The sequence below is a fragment of the Streptomyces violaceorubidus genome (assembly GCF_000717995.1).
GTDB classification, from domain to species: Bacteria; Actinomycetota; Actinomycetes; order Streptomycetales; family Streptomycetaceae; genus Streptomyces; species Streptomyces violaceorubidus.
This window is the reverse complement of record NZ_JODM01000022.1, coordinates 59,128-74,635: the sequence shown is the minus strand read 5'-3', so window position 1 is coordinate 74,635 and position 15,508 is coordinate 59,128. Positions and strand designations below refer to the sequence as shown.

The window sequence follows — 15,508 nt, the reverse complement described above, 5'->3', positions numbered from 1 at the left end:
TCTGCCCGGCGAGCATACCGACCGGTAGGCATGTTGGGGAGGGGGTGGACGGCGGCAGGACCGCTCGGGCGGTCGCGCGGCTGTGCCGGGTCAGTCGAGCACGCGCCCCAGGTAGGCCCGCAGCAGCTCCCGGGCCTCCTCGATGATCTTCTCGTCGCCGTCCGGTGCGACCCGGAAGGCGAGTTGCACGAGGGTGTCGGCGGTCTCCACGGCGACGAGGAAGACGCGGCGCAGGTCGTCGTCGGGGCGGCGGCCCAGATGGCCGGAGAGCAGTTCGGTGAGCCGCTCGGCGACGCGGTGGTTGGGGACGGCGTGGCGGTCGCCGACCGGGATCTGGTTGCCGAAGTCGATGAGGGAGAAGCCGGGCGCGGTCCGCTTCATCGCCAGGTACTCGTCGAGTACGGCGTCCAGCGCACCGCGCCAGCCGCCGTCGCCCGCCTCGGTCAGCCGTTCGGCCACGCGCTCGGCGTAGCGCTCCAGGTTGCGCTGGGCCAGGGCGTCGGCCATCTGCCGCTTGTTGCCGAAGAAGCGGTACACGGACCCGATGGGGACGTCCGCGCGCTGCGCCACGGCCCGGGTGCTCAGGGCGTCGTAACCCACCTCGTCGAGGAGGTCGGCGCAGGCGTCGAGGATCCGGGTCAGCCGTTCGGCGCTCCGCCGCTGCACGGGGGCGCGGCGGAGCGGGGTCGTGTGGGACACGGTCCTCATGATGCCCTCCGGGACCGGCCGGGTGAACCGGCGCCTCCCCTGCGGCCGGGGGCGCCGCCTGGGCCCGGTCCTCCGGGGCACCCGGTGGGCACGGCGGCCCGCCTCACCGGTCCGCCGCCGGTTCGGTGACCGTCAGCCCCTCGATCTCCTCCGGCTGCGTCGCCCCGGTCGGTTCGGCGTCCGACGCGGTGATGTCCGCCGTGCTCTCGACGGGCTTGCCGTCGACGGTCCAGACGGTGTCGTCGTCGGCGTACAGGCGGACCGTGACCTGGTGCGTGCCGCGCGGGACCAGCCCGGCGGCGATGCGGTAGCGGGGGCCGCGCAGGCGGGCGAGGAGGTCGCCGTCGAGGAACAGGTGGGCGACGCCGCGGCCGGCCACCGCCCTCGCCTCCGTCCCGTCCGGCGAGAACCGGAAGTCGCGGACGGTCAGGCGGACGTCCCAGCTGTCGTCGGCCTCCGGCTGCACCTCGATCCCGACCTCGGGGGCGTGCTCGGCGTCCACCTCCCGGTAGCGCCGGCCCTCCTCGTCGGTGCCGTCGATCAGCCGGCCCACCGGTGCGGCCGAATCACCGGCCTCCGGTTCCTCCACGCCACCGGAGCCGCAGCCCGCCGATCCCGTCAACAGCAGGACGCAGACCGCGAGCCCGGCGAGCACTCCCCGCGTCCACGACATGACGCGAGACTAGAACACGGGTCCGACACTCCGGATCCCCCGGGGGTCGTGTTCCGGTCATCCTCACGACGTACGACCGCGAAGGCGCGCGGAACGGGGAAGTCCTCTTGTGCCCCCTTGCGCACCGGAAAACGCAATTCTACGGTGTGCCATAGGAATGGGACGGGATTCGGGCTGCGAGGGAGCTGTCGATGAGCGGGGACGCGCGGAAGACCGCGGAGGGGCTGGCCTATCTGTCCGGTTTCGGCAACGAGCACAGCTCGGAGGCCGTGGCCGGCGCGCTGCCCGAGGGCCGGAACTCACCGCAGCGGGCGCCGCTGGGCCTGTACGCGGAGCAGCTGAGCGGCACGGCGTTCACGGAGCCGAGGACACGCAACCGGCGCTCCTGGCTGTACCGGATCCGCCCGTCGGCCGCGCACCCCGCGTTCACCCGGTCGGGCAACGGCACGATCCGCACGGCGCCCTTCAACCAGGCCGTGCCGGACCCGAACCGGCTGCGGTGGAACCCGCTGCCGGTGCCCGGGCCCGCGACGGACTTCGTCGAGGGGCTGTGGACGCTCGGCGGCAACGGCGACGTGACCCAGCGCACCGGCATGGCCGTGCACCTCTACCACGCCACCGCGTCCATGGAGCGCGTCTTCAGCGACGCGGACGGCGAGCTGCTGATCGTCCCCGAGCGCGGCGGCCTGCTGCTGCGCACCGAGTTCGGGCTCCTGCACGCCGAGCCGGGACACGTGGCGCTGATCCCGCGCGGGGTGCGCTTCAGCGTGGAGCTGCTGGACGAGGACGCCCGCGGCTACGTCTGCGAGAACTACGGCGCTCCCTTCCAGCTCCCCGACCTGGGCCCGATCGGCGCCAACGGCCTCGCCAACGCCCGGGACTTCCGCGCGCCGGTCGCCGCCTACGAGGAGCAGGACGGCCCGGTGGAGGTGGTCAACAAGTTCTGCGGCAACCTCTGGACCGCCGAGTACGACCACTCCCCGCTCGATGTCGTCGCCTGGCACGGCAACCATGTGCCGTACGTCTACGACCTGCGCCGTTTCAACGTCATCGGCAGCATCTCGTACGACCACCCGGACCCGTCGATCTTCACCGTGCTCACCTCCCCGTCGGACACGCCGGGCCTGGCGGGCGTGGACTTCGTGGTCTTCGCGCCACGCTGGCTGGTGGGCGAGGACACCTTCCGGCCGCCGTACTTCCACCGGAACGTGATGAGCGAGTACATGGGCCTGATCGAGGGCGCCTACGACGCCAAGACCGCCGGTCCGGGGGGCTTCGTACCGGGTGGCGGCTCGCTGCACAACATGATGTCGGCGCACGGCCCGGACCGGGAGACCTTCGACCGGGCGAGCGCCGCCGAGCTGAGGCCGCAGCGGATCGAGGACGGGCTGGCGTTCATGTTCGAGACCCGGTGGCCGGTGACCCTCACGCCCCAGGCGGCCCGCGCCGAGCACCTCCAGCCCCGCTACGACGACGTCTGGCAGGGCCTGGAGCGTCACTTCCGCCCCTTGCACTGAGGATCGCCTACCGGTACGGATGGCCCGTGACCTCCTTCGCCCCGGACTCCATCGTCCTGAACCGCAAGCTGCCGCTCTGGTACCAGGTGTCGCAGTCGCTGCGCGCCTCCATACTCGGCCGCTCGCCCCGGGACCCGCTGCGCCTGCCCACCGAGGAGCAGTTGGCCGGGCACTACGGGGTGAGCGTGCTGACCATGCGGCAGGCGTTGAAGGAGCTGGAGGACGAGGGCCTGATCACCCGCCACCGCCGGCGGGGCACGTTCATCGAGCCGCACGCCCGGCGGGGCGCCCCGGTGCGGCTGCTCGGCTCGGTGGACGCGATCGTGGCGCAGCAGTCCGGCATGAAGGCGCAACTGCTGGACCACGGCACCGCTGCCGTGCCCTCCGAACTCGCCGAGTTCTTCCCGCAGGTGCCGGAGGTGGCGACGTACCACCGGCTGCGCTGCGACGAGAAGACGGGCGAGCCGACCAACCACGCCCGCAACTACGTCCGTCCCGAACTGGCCGGGCGCATCGACCCGGACGACCTCGCCCGGTGGCCGATGACGAAGGTGCTGCGGGACGTGGTGGGCATGGACATCAGCCGGATCACGGACACCGTGGAGGCCCGGCTCGCGGACCCGGAGACGGCACGGCTGCTCGAAGTCCCGCTGCTCAGCCCGATCCTGCACTACACGGGCATCACCTACGACGCCGCGGGGCGGGTGCTGGACGTGGCGGTCATCCACTACCGGGGCGACCGCTTCTCCTTCACGGTCACCCTGGATGCCACGTGAGGCCGTGGCGCCCCGTCGTACGATGCCGGGCGTGACGCACGACGACGCCCCGCCGCTGGCGGACCTCATGCCGTGGTCCGTCGCACCGCCGCGGCTCGGCCGGGGGTGGCCGGCGGCTCCCGACGCGGCGTCCCTCAAGGCCCGTTGGGACGCCCTGCTCAAGGCCGAGGGACCCGACCGGGCGGCCCTGTTCGAGTCGACCCGCTCGCGTACGCCGGACTCGGCGGTCGGGCGGTTGCCCGGCGGCGCCGGGGGCACCGAACGGCTGGCGCGCGCCACGGGGCCCTGTCCCGAGCCGGTCCGGGTGCTGCGGGCGCCTTTCGACGAGCAGTGGCTGATCCCCGACCACCGGCTGATCGACGCGGCCCGTCCGGAGCTGTGGCGGGTGGCGGACGAACGGCAGGTGTTCGTGGTGGAGGTGCCCGAGACGGCCGGCGGGCCGCTGCTCCTGGCGACCTCGCTCCTGCCGCTGTTCGGCCCGGCCCGCGTCCGCCCGCTGTACCGGCGCCCCGGCGGCGCGGAGCCCAACCTGGCCCCGGGCCTCCTGGACCATCTGGCCGCGCGGCTCGGTCTGCGGCCCGGCCCGCTGGACGTGCTCGCCTGGTCGGTGGCGGCCGTGCGGTCCGGCTCGCTGGTCCCGCTCACCGCGGACCCCGTGCTGTGGGAACGCGGGGTCGGACTGGGCCGGCGGGCCCTGTGGTTGATGCGCCGCGACGGAGAGCGCCCCAAGCTGCCCGGCGGCCGCCGCCCGTACGTCCGCGCCCCGCTGCCGCCGCGCCCGCTGACCCTGCGCTACGACCGGGAGGAGGAGGCGCTCTTCCTGGACGAGGGCCGCATCTCCCCCGTGCCGCCCGGCGCCTGGGACTTCGAGGTGGGCGGGGTGCGGGTGCTGGAGCAGTGGTTCGCGGCCCGCACGGCCGAGGGCGAGCCGGGCACGCTGACGGCGCTCCGTCCGGTCGGCTGGCCGCAGACGTGGACCTCCGAACTGCTGGAACTGATCACGGTCCTCGCCCTGCTCGACGAGGTGCGCCGCGAGTGCCGGGAGCTGACGGTCACGCAGGCCATCACCGCGACCGAGCTGCGCGGGGCGGGCGTCCTGCCGGTCCCGGCGTCGGCCCGCCGGCCCGCTTCCGTCCTGGACGCCCGCGAGGAGGGGCCGGAGGGGCAGCTGGCGCTGCTGTGACCCCGGGCCGGGTCGCGGCGGCCCCCGCTCAGGCGAAGCCGTCCAGCACCCGCGTCAGCGCCCGCTCGAAGACGCCCTCCAGGTCGATCGGCCCCGCGGCCTCGGCGAAGGACGCCGCCAGCCGCGGGTAGGCGCCGCTCGCCACCTGCCGGCCGAGGTAGGCGATCCGCACGGCGTTCTCCTGCTCCTGGGACCAGGGCAGCGAACGGGTGCGCTCGACGGTGGCGATCTCGTTGCCGACGTACGTCGTCACCACGCCGTTCACCATCGCGACCAGCTCCATCTTGGTGCCGTACGGCGCCTCGAACGGGTCGAGGCAGGCCAGGCAGTGCTCCAGGTAGCGCAGGGCGTTGGGGCTGAAGCCGTAGACGGGGGACATCAGGCGGGGCAGCCAGGTGTGGCGGTGCATCAGGTCGCGGGTCTGGTGGGCGACCCGGATCATGTCCGCGCGCCAGTCGCCGCACGGTTCCCACAGCTCGTGCTCGCCGCTGACCGCGTCCATCATCAGCTCGTACAGGTCCTCCTTGCGGGGGACGTAGTTGTAGAGCGACATGGTGCCGCAGCCCAGCTCGCCGGCGACGCGGCGCATCGAGACCGCGTCCAGGCCCTCGGCGTCGGCGATCCGCACCGCGGCGGCGGCGATGTCGGCACGCGTGTACGCCGGTCTCGGCCCGCGACCGGTGCGCTCGGGGCGCGCCCAGATCACTTCGGGTACGGCCGCTCGGCCCGCCATCGTGCATCACCTCGGCCACCATCCTAGTTACGTACAGCGTACGTAGTGCGCTATGGTCAGCACATGACTACTACGTACGCTGTACTTAGTGAAGGTCTGGAGAAGCGCTTCGGCGCCGTGCACGCGCTGCGTGGACTGGATCTCACGGTGGCCGAGGGCACCGTCTGCGGCCTGCTGGGGCCGAACGGGGCGGGCAAGACCACGGCGGTCCGGCTGCTGACGACGCTGCTGCGGCCGGACGCCGGCTCGGCCCGGGTCGCCGGGCACGACCTGGTGCGGGAGGCCGCCGCGGTGCGTCGCCTGATCGGGGTGACCGGGCAGTACGCGTCGGTGGACGGTGACCTCACCGGACGCCAGAACCTGCGGCTGTTCGCCCGGCTGCACCGGGTGCGGGACGCGGCGGCGCGCGCCGACGAACTGCTGGACCGCTTCGGCCTGGCGGACGCCGCCGACCGGCCCGCCGCCACCCTCTCCGGGGGCATGCGGCGCCGCCTCGACCTGGCCGCGAGCCTGGTGCGCCGCCCAAAGGTGCTGTTCCTGGACGAGCCGACGACCGGGCTCGACCCGGCCAGCCGCACCCGGATCTGGGACGCCGTGCGCGCCCTGAAGGCGGACGGGACCACCGTGCTGCTGACCACGCAGTACCTGGAGGAGGCCGACCGTCTGGCCGACGACATCGCCCTGGTGGACCGGGGCCGGGTCGCCCACACCGGGTCGCCGGCCGAACTCAAGGCGCTGGTGGGGGCGTACGCGGAGGCCGTCGTCGCGGACGCGGACGCCCTGGCCCGGGCGGCGGGGATCCTGGACCGGCTGACCGGCGGCGAGCCGGTGCTGGACCGCGAGCGGCGCACCGTCGGCGCCGTCAGCACCGATCCGACGCTGACCCTGCCCCGCCTGGTGCGCGAACTCGACGCGGCGGGCGTGCCGCTGGTGGACGCGAGCCTGCGTCCGCCCACCCTCGACGACGTCTTCCTCCGCCTGACCGACGGCATCGGCGACGACGCCAACGGCAACGGCAACGGCAACGGCAACGGCAACGGCAACGGCAACGATGACAGCAGCAACGACAGCAGGGAGCTGGTGGCATGAGCACAGCAACGACGACGGGACCGTACCGCTCGGCGTACGGCTCGGCGTACGGTCTGGTCCACGACGGGGCGGCCATGCTGGGCCGTCAGTTGCGGCGGGTGCGGAACAACCCGGGCCTGCTGATCCTCACCCAGAGCATGCCGATCACGATGCTGCTCTTCTTCGGCTACGTCTTCGGCAGCGCGCTGGCCATGCCGGGCGAGGAGTACCGCGCCTTCCTGGTGCCCGGGCTGCTGGTCGCCACGGCGGCGAACGGCATCATGACGGGCATGTTCCAGGCCGCCCAGGACACCCACCGGGGCGTGACGGACCGTCTGCGGACGCTGCCGGTGAGCCGGGCCGCCGTGCCGCTCGGGCAGTCGGTCGCCGACGTGCTCGTGACGGCCGCGGGGACGGTGCCCCTGCTGCTCGTCGGGCTCGCGGTGGGCTGGCGGGTGGAGGGCGGTGCGCTCGGGGCGGCGAGCGCGCTGGGGCTGTTGCTGCTGTTCCGGTTCGCGACGACGTGGATCGGGATCTTCCTGGGGCTGCTCACCCGCAGCGAGGAGGCCGCCGGTCAACTGGGCGGCGCGACCTTCATCCTCCCGCTGCTGTCCAACGCGTACATCCCGACCGACGGGCTGCCGGGCTGGCTGCGCACGGTCGCGGAGTGGAACCCGATCAGCGCGGTGACCACGGCGCTGCGGGACCTCTTCGGCAACGCGCCGGTGCCGGAGGGGGCCGCCTGGCCGGTGACGCATCCCGTCGCCGGGTCGCTGGCCTGGTGTGCGGTGCTGCTCGCGGTGTTCGTCCCGCTCGCGGTGCGCCGGTACGCGCACGGGAACCGCTGACCGGCCCGGGTCGCGTCACCGCCGGTGGGGAAGCGGCGGGACGGAACGCTCGAGGGCCGACGTGCGAACGCGTGCGGGACGGACGGAGGGAGTCGGGTACGACGGGAGAAACGACCCGCGCTCGGAAGCACACCGGGGCGCCGCTGCGTGCCGTGGGGATGACGGACGAGTGCCGCGGCGCCGCGCCGGGAGGTGTGGCCTCCTGAGCGCGGGCCTCAGTTGCCGCCGAACAGCGAGCGGCGCAGTCGACGCAGTGGCGCGAACAACGAGACCCCGCGCACCCTGGCGCCCCTGTTGCTGCGCTTGTGCGCGGGCTCACGCGCGGTCAGCTCACGCATCAGCGACGTCGCCTCCACGGTCTCCCGCGGCGGGAGGGCGGGCCCTCCGAGTACCGCGAGATGACGGTCGAGGCGCGAGCTGGTCGCGCTGCTCCCGCAGGTGATCGCAGGGACCCTTGCCCTGCTGCGCACTGTTATCTGTTCCATGTCACTCCCCACCCGTACGAGTCCACCCGGCCCGGGCAGGGTAACCCTATCGCCCCGGTACGGCATGCGTGTATCGCAGTCACAGGATTCACCTTCCCCGTAAGGGGGTTGACGATTACTCTCCGAATCCAACAGATTCCAGGGCGAGTTGGACGACCGGCGCACGCGTGGGCGGCTCCGGGCCCTGACCGGGTCCGGCCGTCACCGCGAGTGACGAGGCGGAGCGGGCCCGGCCCGGAGGCGATCAGGGGTGTGTCGCCGTCGAAGAGCCCGAGGGAGCGCGGCTCGGCGCCGGGGCGCATCGGCCGCGGCGGGCGCGCGCGGTCGCCCGGCGACGCGCCGTATCCGCTCAGGGTCACCACCGCACGCCCCCCCTGGACGCGGCGGCGACCACCACCACCACCCCGCCCGCACCACGCGCCGCACGGACGTCCGGGGCGGCGGGAACGTGGGCGATCTCACGTGCGGGTTGCGGCCCACCCGGGGGCGTCCACCGCACCGACGCCGCCGACGCCCCTGCCGAGGACCGGGGTTCCGGCCGCGCCCGCCCCTGCCGACGACCGGGGTTCCGGCCGCGCCCGCCGCGGCAGGGGGCCGGGACCGGCGGGCCCGTGCCGTGCTGGTGCCGGGGCTGGCCGTGCTGGTGCCGGCTCTGGCGGACCGACGTACTCGCCGCCGGACCGCTCGGACGACGGTGGCGGTACGGGGGGTGCGGGCGGGCGCCCGGAGCCGGGGGCCACGTCCGCGGCGACGGGTGGCAGCGGCGGAGAGCCGAGCCCGTCGGCCTCGTCCGGGAAGGGCAGCGGGGAGAGCGGTTCCGCGCCGCAGTCGGTGGAGGTGTCCATGGCGGGCGCGCGCACCCACTGCTCGGGGAGTGTCCGCCGCCGCACGACCGGGCGCCCGTCTTCACGGCGACGTTCACGCTGGGGCGGCTGGCCGCGGAGGCCGGCTGCCGCCGGGTGACCGCGGACGGGGCGGTCTTGGACCCGGGGTGGCGGACGCCGTCCTTCCCGACTGCTCTCGCGCCGGGACACCGTGGTGGTGCCGACGCACGACGACGGCGGCGCGTTCGAGGGCTCCGTACGCGTGGAGGTGCGCGGAGGGGGAGACCCCGACGGGCGGGGCCTCCCCCTCCTCTTCCGCTTCCGTTCCTGCTTCCGCTTCGGGTCAGGCGGCGCCGTTGAGGACCGGCAGGTAGCCGCCGGACTGACCGGCCGCGGTGGGGTGGTACGACTCGCCGATGTTCAGCCAGTTGACGCTGTGCAGCCAGGGGCTGCCGGAGCACAGCTCGTGGCCGGTGAAGGTGGAACGGACGTCGCCGAAGGTGAAGCCGTGGGCGGCGACGCGCTGGGCGATGACGGTGTTGAGGTGGTCGGAGGCCTTGTTGATCGCCGTCCGCTTGGCCTCGGACAGGCCCAGGCAGGTGGTGCCGAGTTTGTAGAAGCGCGGGTAGCCGATGACGACGACGTGGGCGTTGGGGGCCTTGCTGCTGATCGCCGAGTAGACGCCGTCGAGGTTGCCGGGCAGCGTCGAGTCGACGTAGGCCTCCGCGGTGGCGATCCGCGACAGGCATGTGCTCTCGGACTGGAGCACACACGTCGTCATGACGTCGGCGAACCCGGCGTCGTTGCCGCCGATGCTGATCGACACGAGGCCGGTGGCGGAGCTGAGCGGGCCGAGTTGTCCGGCGAGAACATCACCCGTACGGGCGCCGGAGCAGGCGGTGAAGTCGAAGCTGGAGGGTGAGTGGGCGGCCGCCCACAGGTACGGGTGGGACTGGGTGCTGCGCTTGCAGTCGCCGCTGGAGCCGATGTAGCTGCCGGCTCCGACCCCGGAGGAGTAGGAGTCGCCGAGGGCCACATAGCCGTCGGCTGCGGCCGGTTGGGCCGCCTGGGCGGTCGCGGCGCCGGTGAGGGCGGCGCCGGCGGCGAGGAGGAGTGAACTCAGGAAGCCGACAAGTCGGGAACGTCTCATGGAACCTCCCTTAGCAGGATTGCTGCGAGAACCTTGGTAGCGGCTACGCGCGTTGACTGGAAGTGCTCATGCCAAAAAATGGCTGACACTCGTTCAAGTTCGGACGAAAGTCGGTGCGGACGTCCTGCCGCGCGTGTGCCCCGGAAAGCGGGTGCACGCGGGGGCCGGGTGCCGGATCATGGCGGCATGTCCGTGAACCCGCACGAAGTCCTGCCGATCCGGCTCAACGTGGACGACAGCGACTCCCCGTCCGATGTCGTCGACGCGCTGTTCCTCGGCCGTTTCGCCACGGGTGAGCAGCCTTACTCGCACGCGGCGAACATCGAGCGCGTACGGTCCGGTGCCACGCTGCTGCCGCCCGGCGCGCGGGTGCTGCGGATGGCCCGCGACGACGACCGCAGCGCCACGCTGGCGGAGGGCGACGGCTGGACGCTGCTGATCTCGCGCTGGAGCCGGGGCGCCGACGTCACGGTGACCGCGACCACCGCCGACCTCGCCGAGAGGGTGCTCGGCGAGGCGACGGACGGGGCGGCGGACGAACCCGAGCCGCAGCCGGAGAACGTGACGATGGGCTTCTGGTACGTCTCCCCGCGGCGCGGCCCGCACCGCACCACCCGCCAGATCGCCGCGGGCACCTGGGACGAGGTCCGGGCCAACTACACGGCGCCGGTCGCGGAGGCGATGGACGGCCTGATGAAGACGACGCCGGAGGACATCGCGGGCCGGCTGCTGCTCCTGCACGGGCCGCCGGGCACCGGCAAGACCTCGGCACTGCGCACGCTGGCCCGTTCCTGGCGGGACTGGTGCCAGGTGGACTGCGTACTCGACCCGGAGCGGCTCTTCTCCGACGTCGGCTATCTGATGGACATCGCCATCGGCGAGGAGGACGCGGCGGGCAAGGGCCGCTGGCGGCTGCTGCTGCTGGAGGACTGCGACGAGCTGATCCGGGGCGAGGCCAAGCACACGGCGGGCCAGGCGCTCTCCCGTCTGCTGAATCTCACCGACGGGCTCCTCGGCCAGGGCCGCAACGTCCTGGTGGGCGTCACCACCAACGAGGACCTGGAGCGGCTGCACCCCGCCGTCGTCCGCCCCGGCCGCTGCCTGGCCCGCATCGAGGTCGGCCCGCTGACCCGGCGGGAGGCGGTGGACTGGCTCGGCACGGAGGAAGGGATCGCCCGCGAGGGCGCCACCCTGGCGGAGCTGTACGCGCTGCGCCGGGGCACCTCGCCGACCGCGCTGCCGGAACCGCGGGCGGGCGCGGACGCCGGGCTGTACCTGTAGCCCGGTGCTTTGATGGGGGTATGACCCTGTTCGTCGGCACGTCGGGCTGGCAGTACCGGGACTGGCGGGAGGCCCTCTACCCGCCCGGTCTGCCCGTCCGGCTCTGGCTGGAGCACTACGCGGCCGCCTTCGCGACGGTCGAGGTCAACAACGCCTTCTACCGCCTGCCGGCCCGGGAGACCTTCGCGGCATGGCGCGAGCGGGTGCCGCGGGACTTCACGGTCGCGGTCAAGGCGAGCCGCTACCTGACGCACATCAAGCGCCTGCGCGACCCGGCGGAACCGGTCGACCGCCTGATGACCCACGCGGCCGGCCTGGGCGACCGCCTCGGCCCCGTCCTGCTGCAACTGCCGCCGACCCTGCGCGCCGACCCGGACCTCCTGGACACCTGCCTGGCCTGCTTCCCGCCCGGCACCCGGGTCTCGGTGGAACCCCGGCACGCCTCGTGGTGGACGCCCGAGGTCCGCGAGGTCCTCGCCTCCCGGCGCGCGGCCCTGTGCTGGGCGGACGTCCGCGCCCGCCCGGCCACGCCGCTGTGGCGCACCGCCGACTGGGGCTACGTCCGCTTCCACGAGGGCCGCGCCACCCCCTGGCCGCACTACGGCCGCCGCTCCCTGGCCACGTGGATCGACCGCATCGCGACCACCTGGCCGGACACGAGCGACGTCTACGCCTACTTCAACAACGACCCGAACGCGGCAGCGGTGACAGACGCGGCGTTGTTCGCCGAACTGGCCCGCGCTTCACACCTGAGGGTCACCAGAACGCGCCCTGAGGGGGCGCGGGACTGAGACATTTGCGGCTCCGCCGCGCGGGCGCGACCAGCCACAGCGAGCCCGCGGCCGACGAACAACCCCAATCCGAACAGCGCTCACCCGTAAGCCGCCCGCAGGGCATCCCGCACCGCGGCGAGCGCGTCCCCCTCGCTGAGCCCGAGCCGCCGAGCCCGCTCGGCATACCCCCGGGCCGCCGCGGCAACCTCCCGCTGAGCCGCGGAGCCCGCGGCAGCGACGAACGTGCCGTTGCGCCCCCGCGTCTCGATCACCCCGTCCGCCTCCAGCGCCCGGTACGCCTTGGCGACCGTGTTCGCGGCGAGCCCCAGGGACTCGGCCAGGCCGCGCACGGTGGGCAGCCGGTACCCGACCGGCAGCGCGCCCGACCGCGCCTGCTCGGAGATCTGCGCGCGCACCTGCTCGTAGGGCGGCGTGCCGTCGTCGATACGGATCTTCAAGGTCACCCGGCGATTGTCCCGTATCCCCGCGAAAATGAGAGGCACCCGACCGTCCGGCAGCCGTAGCGTGCGCCCCCATGACCGTTCTTGTACGCGACCTGCGTTCCGACGATCCCGCCGATGTCACGGCCTTCGCCCGGGTCCGCCACCGGGCCCTGCCGTTCATCCTGTGGACGCCCGAAGCCGTCGTGCACCGGCTGGTCCACACCCACCCGGACGCCCGGAGTCGGTCCCTGGTCGCGGAGGAGGACGGGGAGGTGATCGGTACGGCCCAGATCGGACTGGTGCACGACAGCCCGGAGCCCGGTCAGGCCTTCCTGAACGTCTACGTCGATCCGGAGCGGGTCCGGCGGGGAGCCGGTGGCCTGCTGGTGCGTACGGCCGAGGAGTACCTGACCGGCGAGGGCGCCACGAAGCTGTACTCCTGGGTGCTGGACGCTCCCGCCCACCTGGCCTTCGCCGAGCGGCACGGCTACGCGCGCAGACGCGCCGCGCACTTCCTCCGGCTGGACCTGGCCAACGCCGCGCTCCCTCCCCTCGGGTCCCCTCCCCCGGGCGTCGAACTGCGCACCGCCGCCGACTTCGCGGTCGACCCCCGGCCCCTGTTCGAGCTGGACGCGGAGACGGTGGCGGACGAACCGGGCGACGTCGACGTCGAGTTCACGGACTACGAGGCCTGGCTCGCGGAGACCTGGCGGCACCCGCTGCTCGACCGTGGACTGACCACGGTCGTGGTCGTCGACGGCCGCCCGGCCGCCTTCAGCGTCGCCTACACCGACGGCACCCGGTACTCCACCGCGATGACGGGCACGGTCCGCGCGCGGCGCGGCCGGGGCCTGGCCAAGCTCGCCAAGACCGCATCCCTGCACCGGGCCCGCGCAGCCGGGTACACGGAGGCGCTCACCGGCAACGACACCGACAACGGCCCGATGCTCGCCATCAACAGGTGGCTCGGGTACGAGATCTGCGCGACGGAGGTGCGCCATGTCCGCGAACTCGGCTGAGCCCACGACCGAGGTGAGCGTCGTACTGGTCAAGGCGGGCCGTACGAAGATCCGGTACGCGGCGACGCTGCTGCACGACGACGGCACCCGCCTCGCCGTCCGCGCCCCCTGGGCCGGGGACGGCGTGCGCGACTTCGGCTTCGTGCGCTTCGAGGCCGGGGACGTCTTCACCGAGTACTACTGGCGCGACCGGTGGTACGCGGTGAAGGAGGTCCGGACCGGGGCCGGGGTGCTGAAGGGCTGGTACTGCGACATCACCCGCCCCGCCGTCCTGACCGGCACGGAACTGGTCGTCGAGGACCTGGACCTGGACCTGTGGCGCTCCGCCGACGGCACGGACGTACGACGCCTGGACGAGGACGAGTTCGCCGGGAGCGGGCTGGCGGACCGGGACCCCGGGGCCGCCGCCGCCGCGGTGGCCGCCCTTGACGCCCTGGAGCGGCTGGCCCGCGGGGACGGCTTCACCGGCCTGCTGGCATAGCCCGGCGCGCGGCTCACCCGTACGTCGCGACCACCGCGTACCGCTCGTCCGTCACCTCCTTGCCCCACAGCGAGGGGTCGTCCGACAGCCGCTCCACCCGCACCTGCCCGGCGAGCGGGCCGAGCAGGGCGGTGAGCCGGTCGGCGGGTATCCCGACCGGGGCGACGCTCCCCCACACGCCCTCGACCAGGACCAGCCGCCCCGAGGGGCGCAGCAGCTGCCGCCAGTGGCGCAGGGCCCGGCCGGGATCGGGCAGCGTCCACAGGACGTGCCGCACCAGCACCGCGTCGAAGCGCTGCTCGCCCACGGGCGGTGCCGCGGCGTCACCGGCGAGGAACACCGCGTCACGACCGGCGAGTTTGGCCCTGGCCAGCTCCACCATGGGCGGGGAGAGGTCGACCCCGGTGACGCGGTGCCCCTGCTCGGCGGCGAGGAGTGACAGGCTGCCGGTGCCGCAGCCCAGGTCGAGGACGTCACCGGGCTGCCGGGGCAGCCAGGAGGCCAACCGGGCGGCCCAGGCCCGGCGTACGTCCGCGTCGCGCAGGCCGTGGTCCGGCTCGTCGTCGAAGGAGGCGGCCAGCGCGTCCCAGTCGGCACCGGGCGCGGTCGCTTCGTCACTGTTCCCACTCATGCGCCCAGGGTGACACCCGCCACTGACAACGGAGTCCGGGCGGCAGAACGTGACAACCGCCACTGACAGGGATGCATCGATGAGTGAGTCTCGGGGAAAGGGTCTACCTCCGTGAGAACGCGGAACCCGGTGGATCCGTAAGGAGGCAGCCATGCGCCGTCTGACCGTGCAGAAGCCCCTGAAGAAGACCGACGCCCGCCGAGTCCGCGAGGAGATCGACGAGCGCCCCTCGGGGCGCCCGGAGGTCCGCAAGGACATCGCGCGCACCTGGTGGCCGGAGAGCTGACCGGCAGGTCGGGCATGAGACGCCTCAGAGCAGCCGTTTGCGGTAGTGGACGCGGTCGTAGGGCCCGTCCACTCTGCGTTCCACGACTTCGTACCCGTACTTCGGGTAGATCTCCTGGTTCTCCCACATCATCGCGTTCGTGTAGAGCCTGACCTCGCGCAGGCCCAGCGCCCGCGCGTGCGCGTCCACGAACCGCAGCAGCCGCCGCCCCACTCCCCTGCCGTGCGCGTCGGGGTGGACGGCGACGCTGTCGAGGAAGAGGTGGTCCGCGCGCGCCTCCACGACGACGAGGCCCACGGGTCCCGCCCGGCCCGAGCCGGGCTCGTCGGTGACGAAGACCTTCCCCGCCGCCACGTTCGCCGCGTGGTCCGCCTCCATGGGCTGCGGCACCACCCCGATGCGCTCGACGTAGGGGTGGTAGGCGGCGTCGGTCACGGCCTTCACCGCCGGGACGTCCGAGAGGGCGGCCGGTCGCACGCGCTGTCGTTCCATGCCGCGAACGGTAGCTACCTCAGCCCAGCCTGAGCACTCCCTTAACGCGACCATAAGGATCTCCGTCACCCGCCTCCAGCAGGCGATTTCGCGGTCTCCTGGGGCTAGCTTGCCGATCAACCCCACGGGTTCCGGCC

Annotated in this window: 18 protein-coding genes; 10 read left to right on the top strand and 8 right to left on the bottom strand. The window is 73.4% G+C overall.

What is annotated here, in order from left to right; translation table 11 throughout:
- Positions 1–90: 90 nt before the first annotated feature.
- Together IE94_RS0123400 and IE94_RS0123395 are read right to left on the bottom strand one after the other, a co-directional pair.
- A complete protein-coding gene (locus IE94_RS0123400) occupies positions 91–708 on the bottom strand; it encodes a TetR/AcrR family transcriptional regulator (protein WP_030187636.1) in 618 nt (205 codons plus the stop codon).
- A 103-nt stretch (positions 709–811) separates the two neighbouring features.
- Positions 812–1,381: a hypothetical protein gene (locus IE94_RS0123395; RefSeq protein ID WP_030187633.1), complete on the bottom strand. Its 570-nt coding sequence runs from the start codon at positions 1,379–1,381 to the stop codon at positions 812–814.
- Positions 1,382–1,572: 191 nt separating this feature from the next.
- Here IE94_RS0123395 and hmgA point away from each other — a divergent pair, with 191 nt between their 5' ends.
- The 3 genes from hmgA to IE94_RS0123380 are packed head-to-tail and all read left to right on the top strand — an operon-like array spanning position 1,573 to position 4,857.
- The gene (gene hmgA / locus IE94_RS0123390) at positions 1,573–2,898 is read left to right on the top strand and encodes a homogentisate 1,2-dioxygenase (protein ID WP_030187632.1); all 1,326 of its coding nucleotides are present in this window, start codon (positions 1,573–1,575) and stop codon (positions 2,896–2,898) included.
- Positions 2,899–2,924: 26 nt separating this feature from the next.
- Complete coding sequence (locus IE94_RS0123385; RefSeq protein ID WP_030187631.1) at positions 2,925–3,674, top strand: GntR family transcriptional regulator; 750 nt, start codon at positions 2,925–2,927, stop codon at positions 3,672–3,674.
- A 22-nt stretch (positions 3,675–3,696) separates the two neighbouring features.
- The gene (locus IE94_RS0123380) at positions 3,697–4,857 is read left to right on the top strand and encodes a type ISP restriction/modification enzyme (RefSeq protein WP_030187630.1); all 1,161 of its coding nucleotides are present in this window, start codon (positions 3,697–3,699) and stop codon (positions 4,855–4,857) included.
- Between the two features lie 28 nt (positions 4,858–4,885).
- On the opposite strand, the gene IE94_RS0123375 is transcribed toward IE94_RS0123380, so the two are convergent.
- Entirely contained in the window at positions 4,886–5,590 is a 705-nt protein-coding gene (locus IE94_RS0123375; protein ID WP_030187628.1) for a TetR/AcrR family transcriptional regulator, read from the bottom strand.
- A gap of 63 nt (positions 5,591–5,653) precedes the next feature.
- On the opposite strand from IE94_RS0123375, the gene IE94_RS0123370 reads away from it, so the two are divergent.
- Entirely contained in the window at positions 5,654–6,679 is a 1,026-nt protein-coding gene (locus IE94_RS0123370; RefSeq protein ID WP_030187627.1) for a daunorubicin resistance protein DrrA family ABC transporter ATP-binding protein, read from the top strand.
- Positions 6,676–7,506: an ABC transporter permease gene (locus IE94_RS0123365; protein WP_030187622.1), complete on the top strand. Its 831-nt coding sequence runs from the start codon at positions 6,676–6,678 to the stop codon at positions 7,504–7,506. The genes IE94_RS0123370 and IE94_RS0123365 overlap by 4 nt, the downstream gene beginning before the upstream one ends.
- 215 nt (positions 7,507–7,721) lie before the next feature.
- On the opposite strand, the gene IE94_RS0123360 is transcribed toward IE94_RS0123365, so the two are convergent.
- Together IE94_RS0123360 and IE94_RS0123355 are read right to left on the bottom strand one after the other, a co-directional pair.
- Positions 7,722–7,991, bottom strand: a complete 270-nt coding sequence (locus IE94_RS0123360) for a hypothetical protein (protein WP_030187618.1) — start codon at positions 7,989–7,991, stop codon at positions 7,722–7,724.
- A 1,167-nt stretch (positions 7,992–9,158) separates the two neighbouring features.
- Entirely contained in the window at positions 9,159–9,965 is an 807-nt protein-coding gene (locus tag IE94_RS0123355; RefSeq protein ID WP_030187607.1) for an SGNH/GDSL hydrolase family protein, read from the bottom strand.
- A 186-nt stretch (positions 9,966–10,151) separates the two neighbouring features.
- Between IE94_RS0123355 and IE94_RS0123350 the strand changes: the two genes are divergently transcribed.
- Together IE94_RS0123350 and IE94_RS0123345 are read left to right on the top strand one after the other, a co-directional pair.
- Positions 10,152–11,246: a DUF5925 domain-containing protein gene (locus tag IE94_RS0123350; RefSeq protein ID WP_030187604.1), complete on the top strand. Its 1,095-nt coding sequence runs from the start codon at positions 10,152–10,154 to the stop codon at positions 11,244–11,246.
- A gap of 20 nt (positions 11,247–11,266) precedes the next feature.
- A complete protein-coding gene (locus tag IE94_RS0123345) occupies positions 11,267–12,037 on the top strand; it encodes a DUF72 domain-containing protein (RefSeq protein ID WP_030187602.1) in 771 nt (256 codons plus the stop codon).
- 80 nt (positions 12,038–12,117) lie between these two features.
- On the opposite strand, the gene IE94_RS0123340 is transcribed toward IE94_RS0123345, so the two are convergent.
- The gene (locus tag IE94_RS0123340; protein WP_030187598.1) at positions 12,118–12,483 is read right to left on the bottom strand and encodes a GntR family transcriptional regulator; all 366 of its coding nucleotides are present in this window, start codon (positions 12,481–12,483) and stop codon (positions 12,118–12,120) included.
- Positions 12,484–12,554: 71 nt separating this feature from the next.
- On the opposite strand from IE94_RS0123340, the gene IE94_RS0123335 reads away from it, so the two are divergent.
- Positions 12,555–13,481, top strand: a complete 927-nt coding sequence (locus IE94_RS0123335) for a GNAT family N-acetyltransferase (protein WP_030187594.1) — start codon at positions 12,555–12,557, stop codon at positions 13,479–13,481.
- Entirely contained in the window at positions 13,462–13,962 is a 501-nt protein-coding gene (locus IE94_RS0123330) for a ribonuclease FAU-1 family protein (RefSeq protein WP_030187592.1), read from the top strand. The genes IE94_RS0123335 and IE94_RS0123330 overlap by 20 nt, the downstream gene beginning before the upstream one ends.
- 13 nt (positions 13,963–13,975) lie before the next feature.
- Here IE94_RS0123330 and IE94_RS0123325 read toward each other — a convergent pair whose 3' ends face one another.
- Positions 13,976–14,593, bottom strand: a complete 618-nt coding sequence (locus IE94_RS0123325) for a class I SAM-dependent methyltransferase (protein ID WP_030187589.1) — start codon at positions 14,591–14,593, stop codon at positions 13,976–13,978.
- Between the two features lie 151 nt (positions 14,594–14,744).
- Between IE94_RS0123325 and IE94_RS41570 the strand changes: the two genes are divergently transcribed.
- The gene (locus IE94_RS41570; RefSeq protein ID WP_003977094.1) at positions 14,745–14,879 is read left to right on the top strand and encodes a hypothetical protein; all 135 of its coding nucleotides are present in this window, start codon (positions 14,745–14,747) and stop codon (positions 14,877–14,879) included.
- Positions 14,880–14,903: 24 nt separating this feature from the next.
- On the opposite strand, the gene IE94_RS0123315 is transcribed toward IE94_RS41570, so the two are convergent.
- Positions 14,904–15,371: a GNAT family N-acetyltransferase gene (locus IE94_RS0123315; RefSeq protein WP_030187587.1), complete on the bottom strand. Its 468-nt coding sequence runs from the start codon at positions 15,369–15,371 to the stop codon at positions 14,904–14,906.
- Positions 15,372–15,508: the final 137 nt, after the last annotated feature.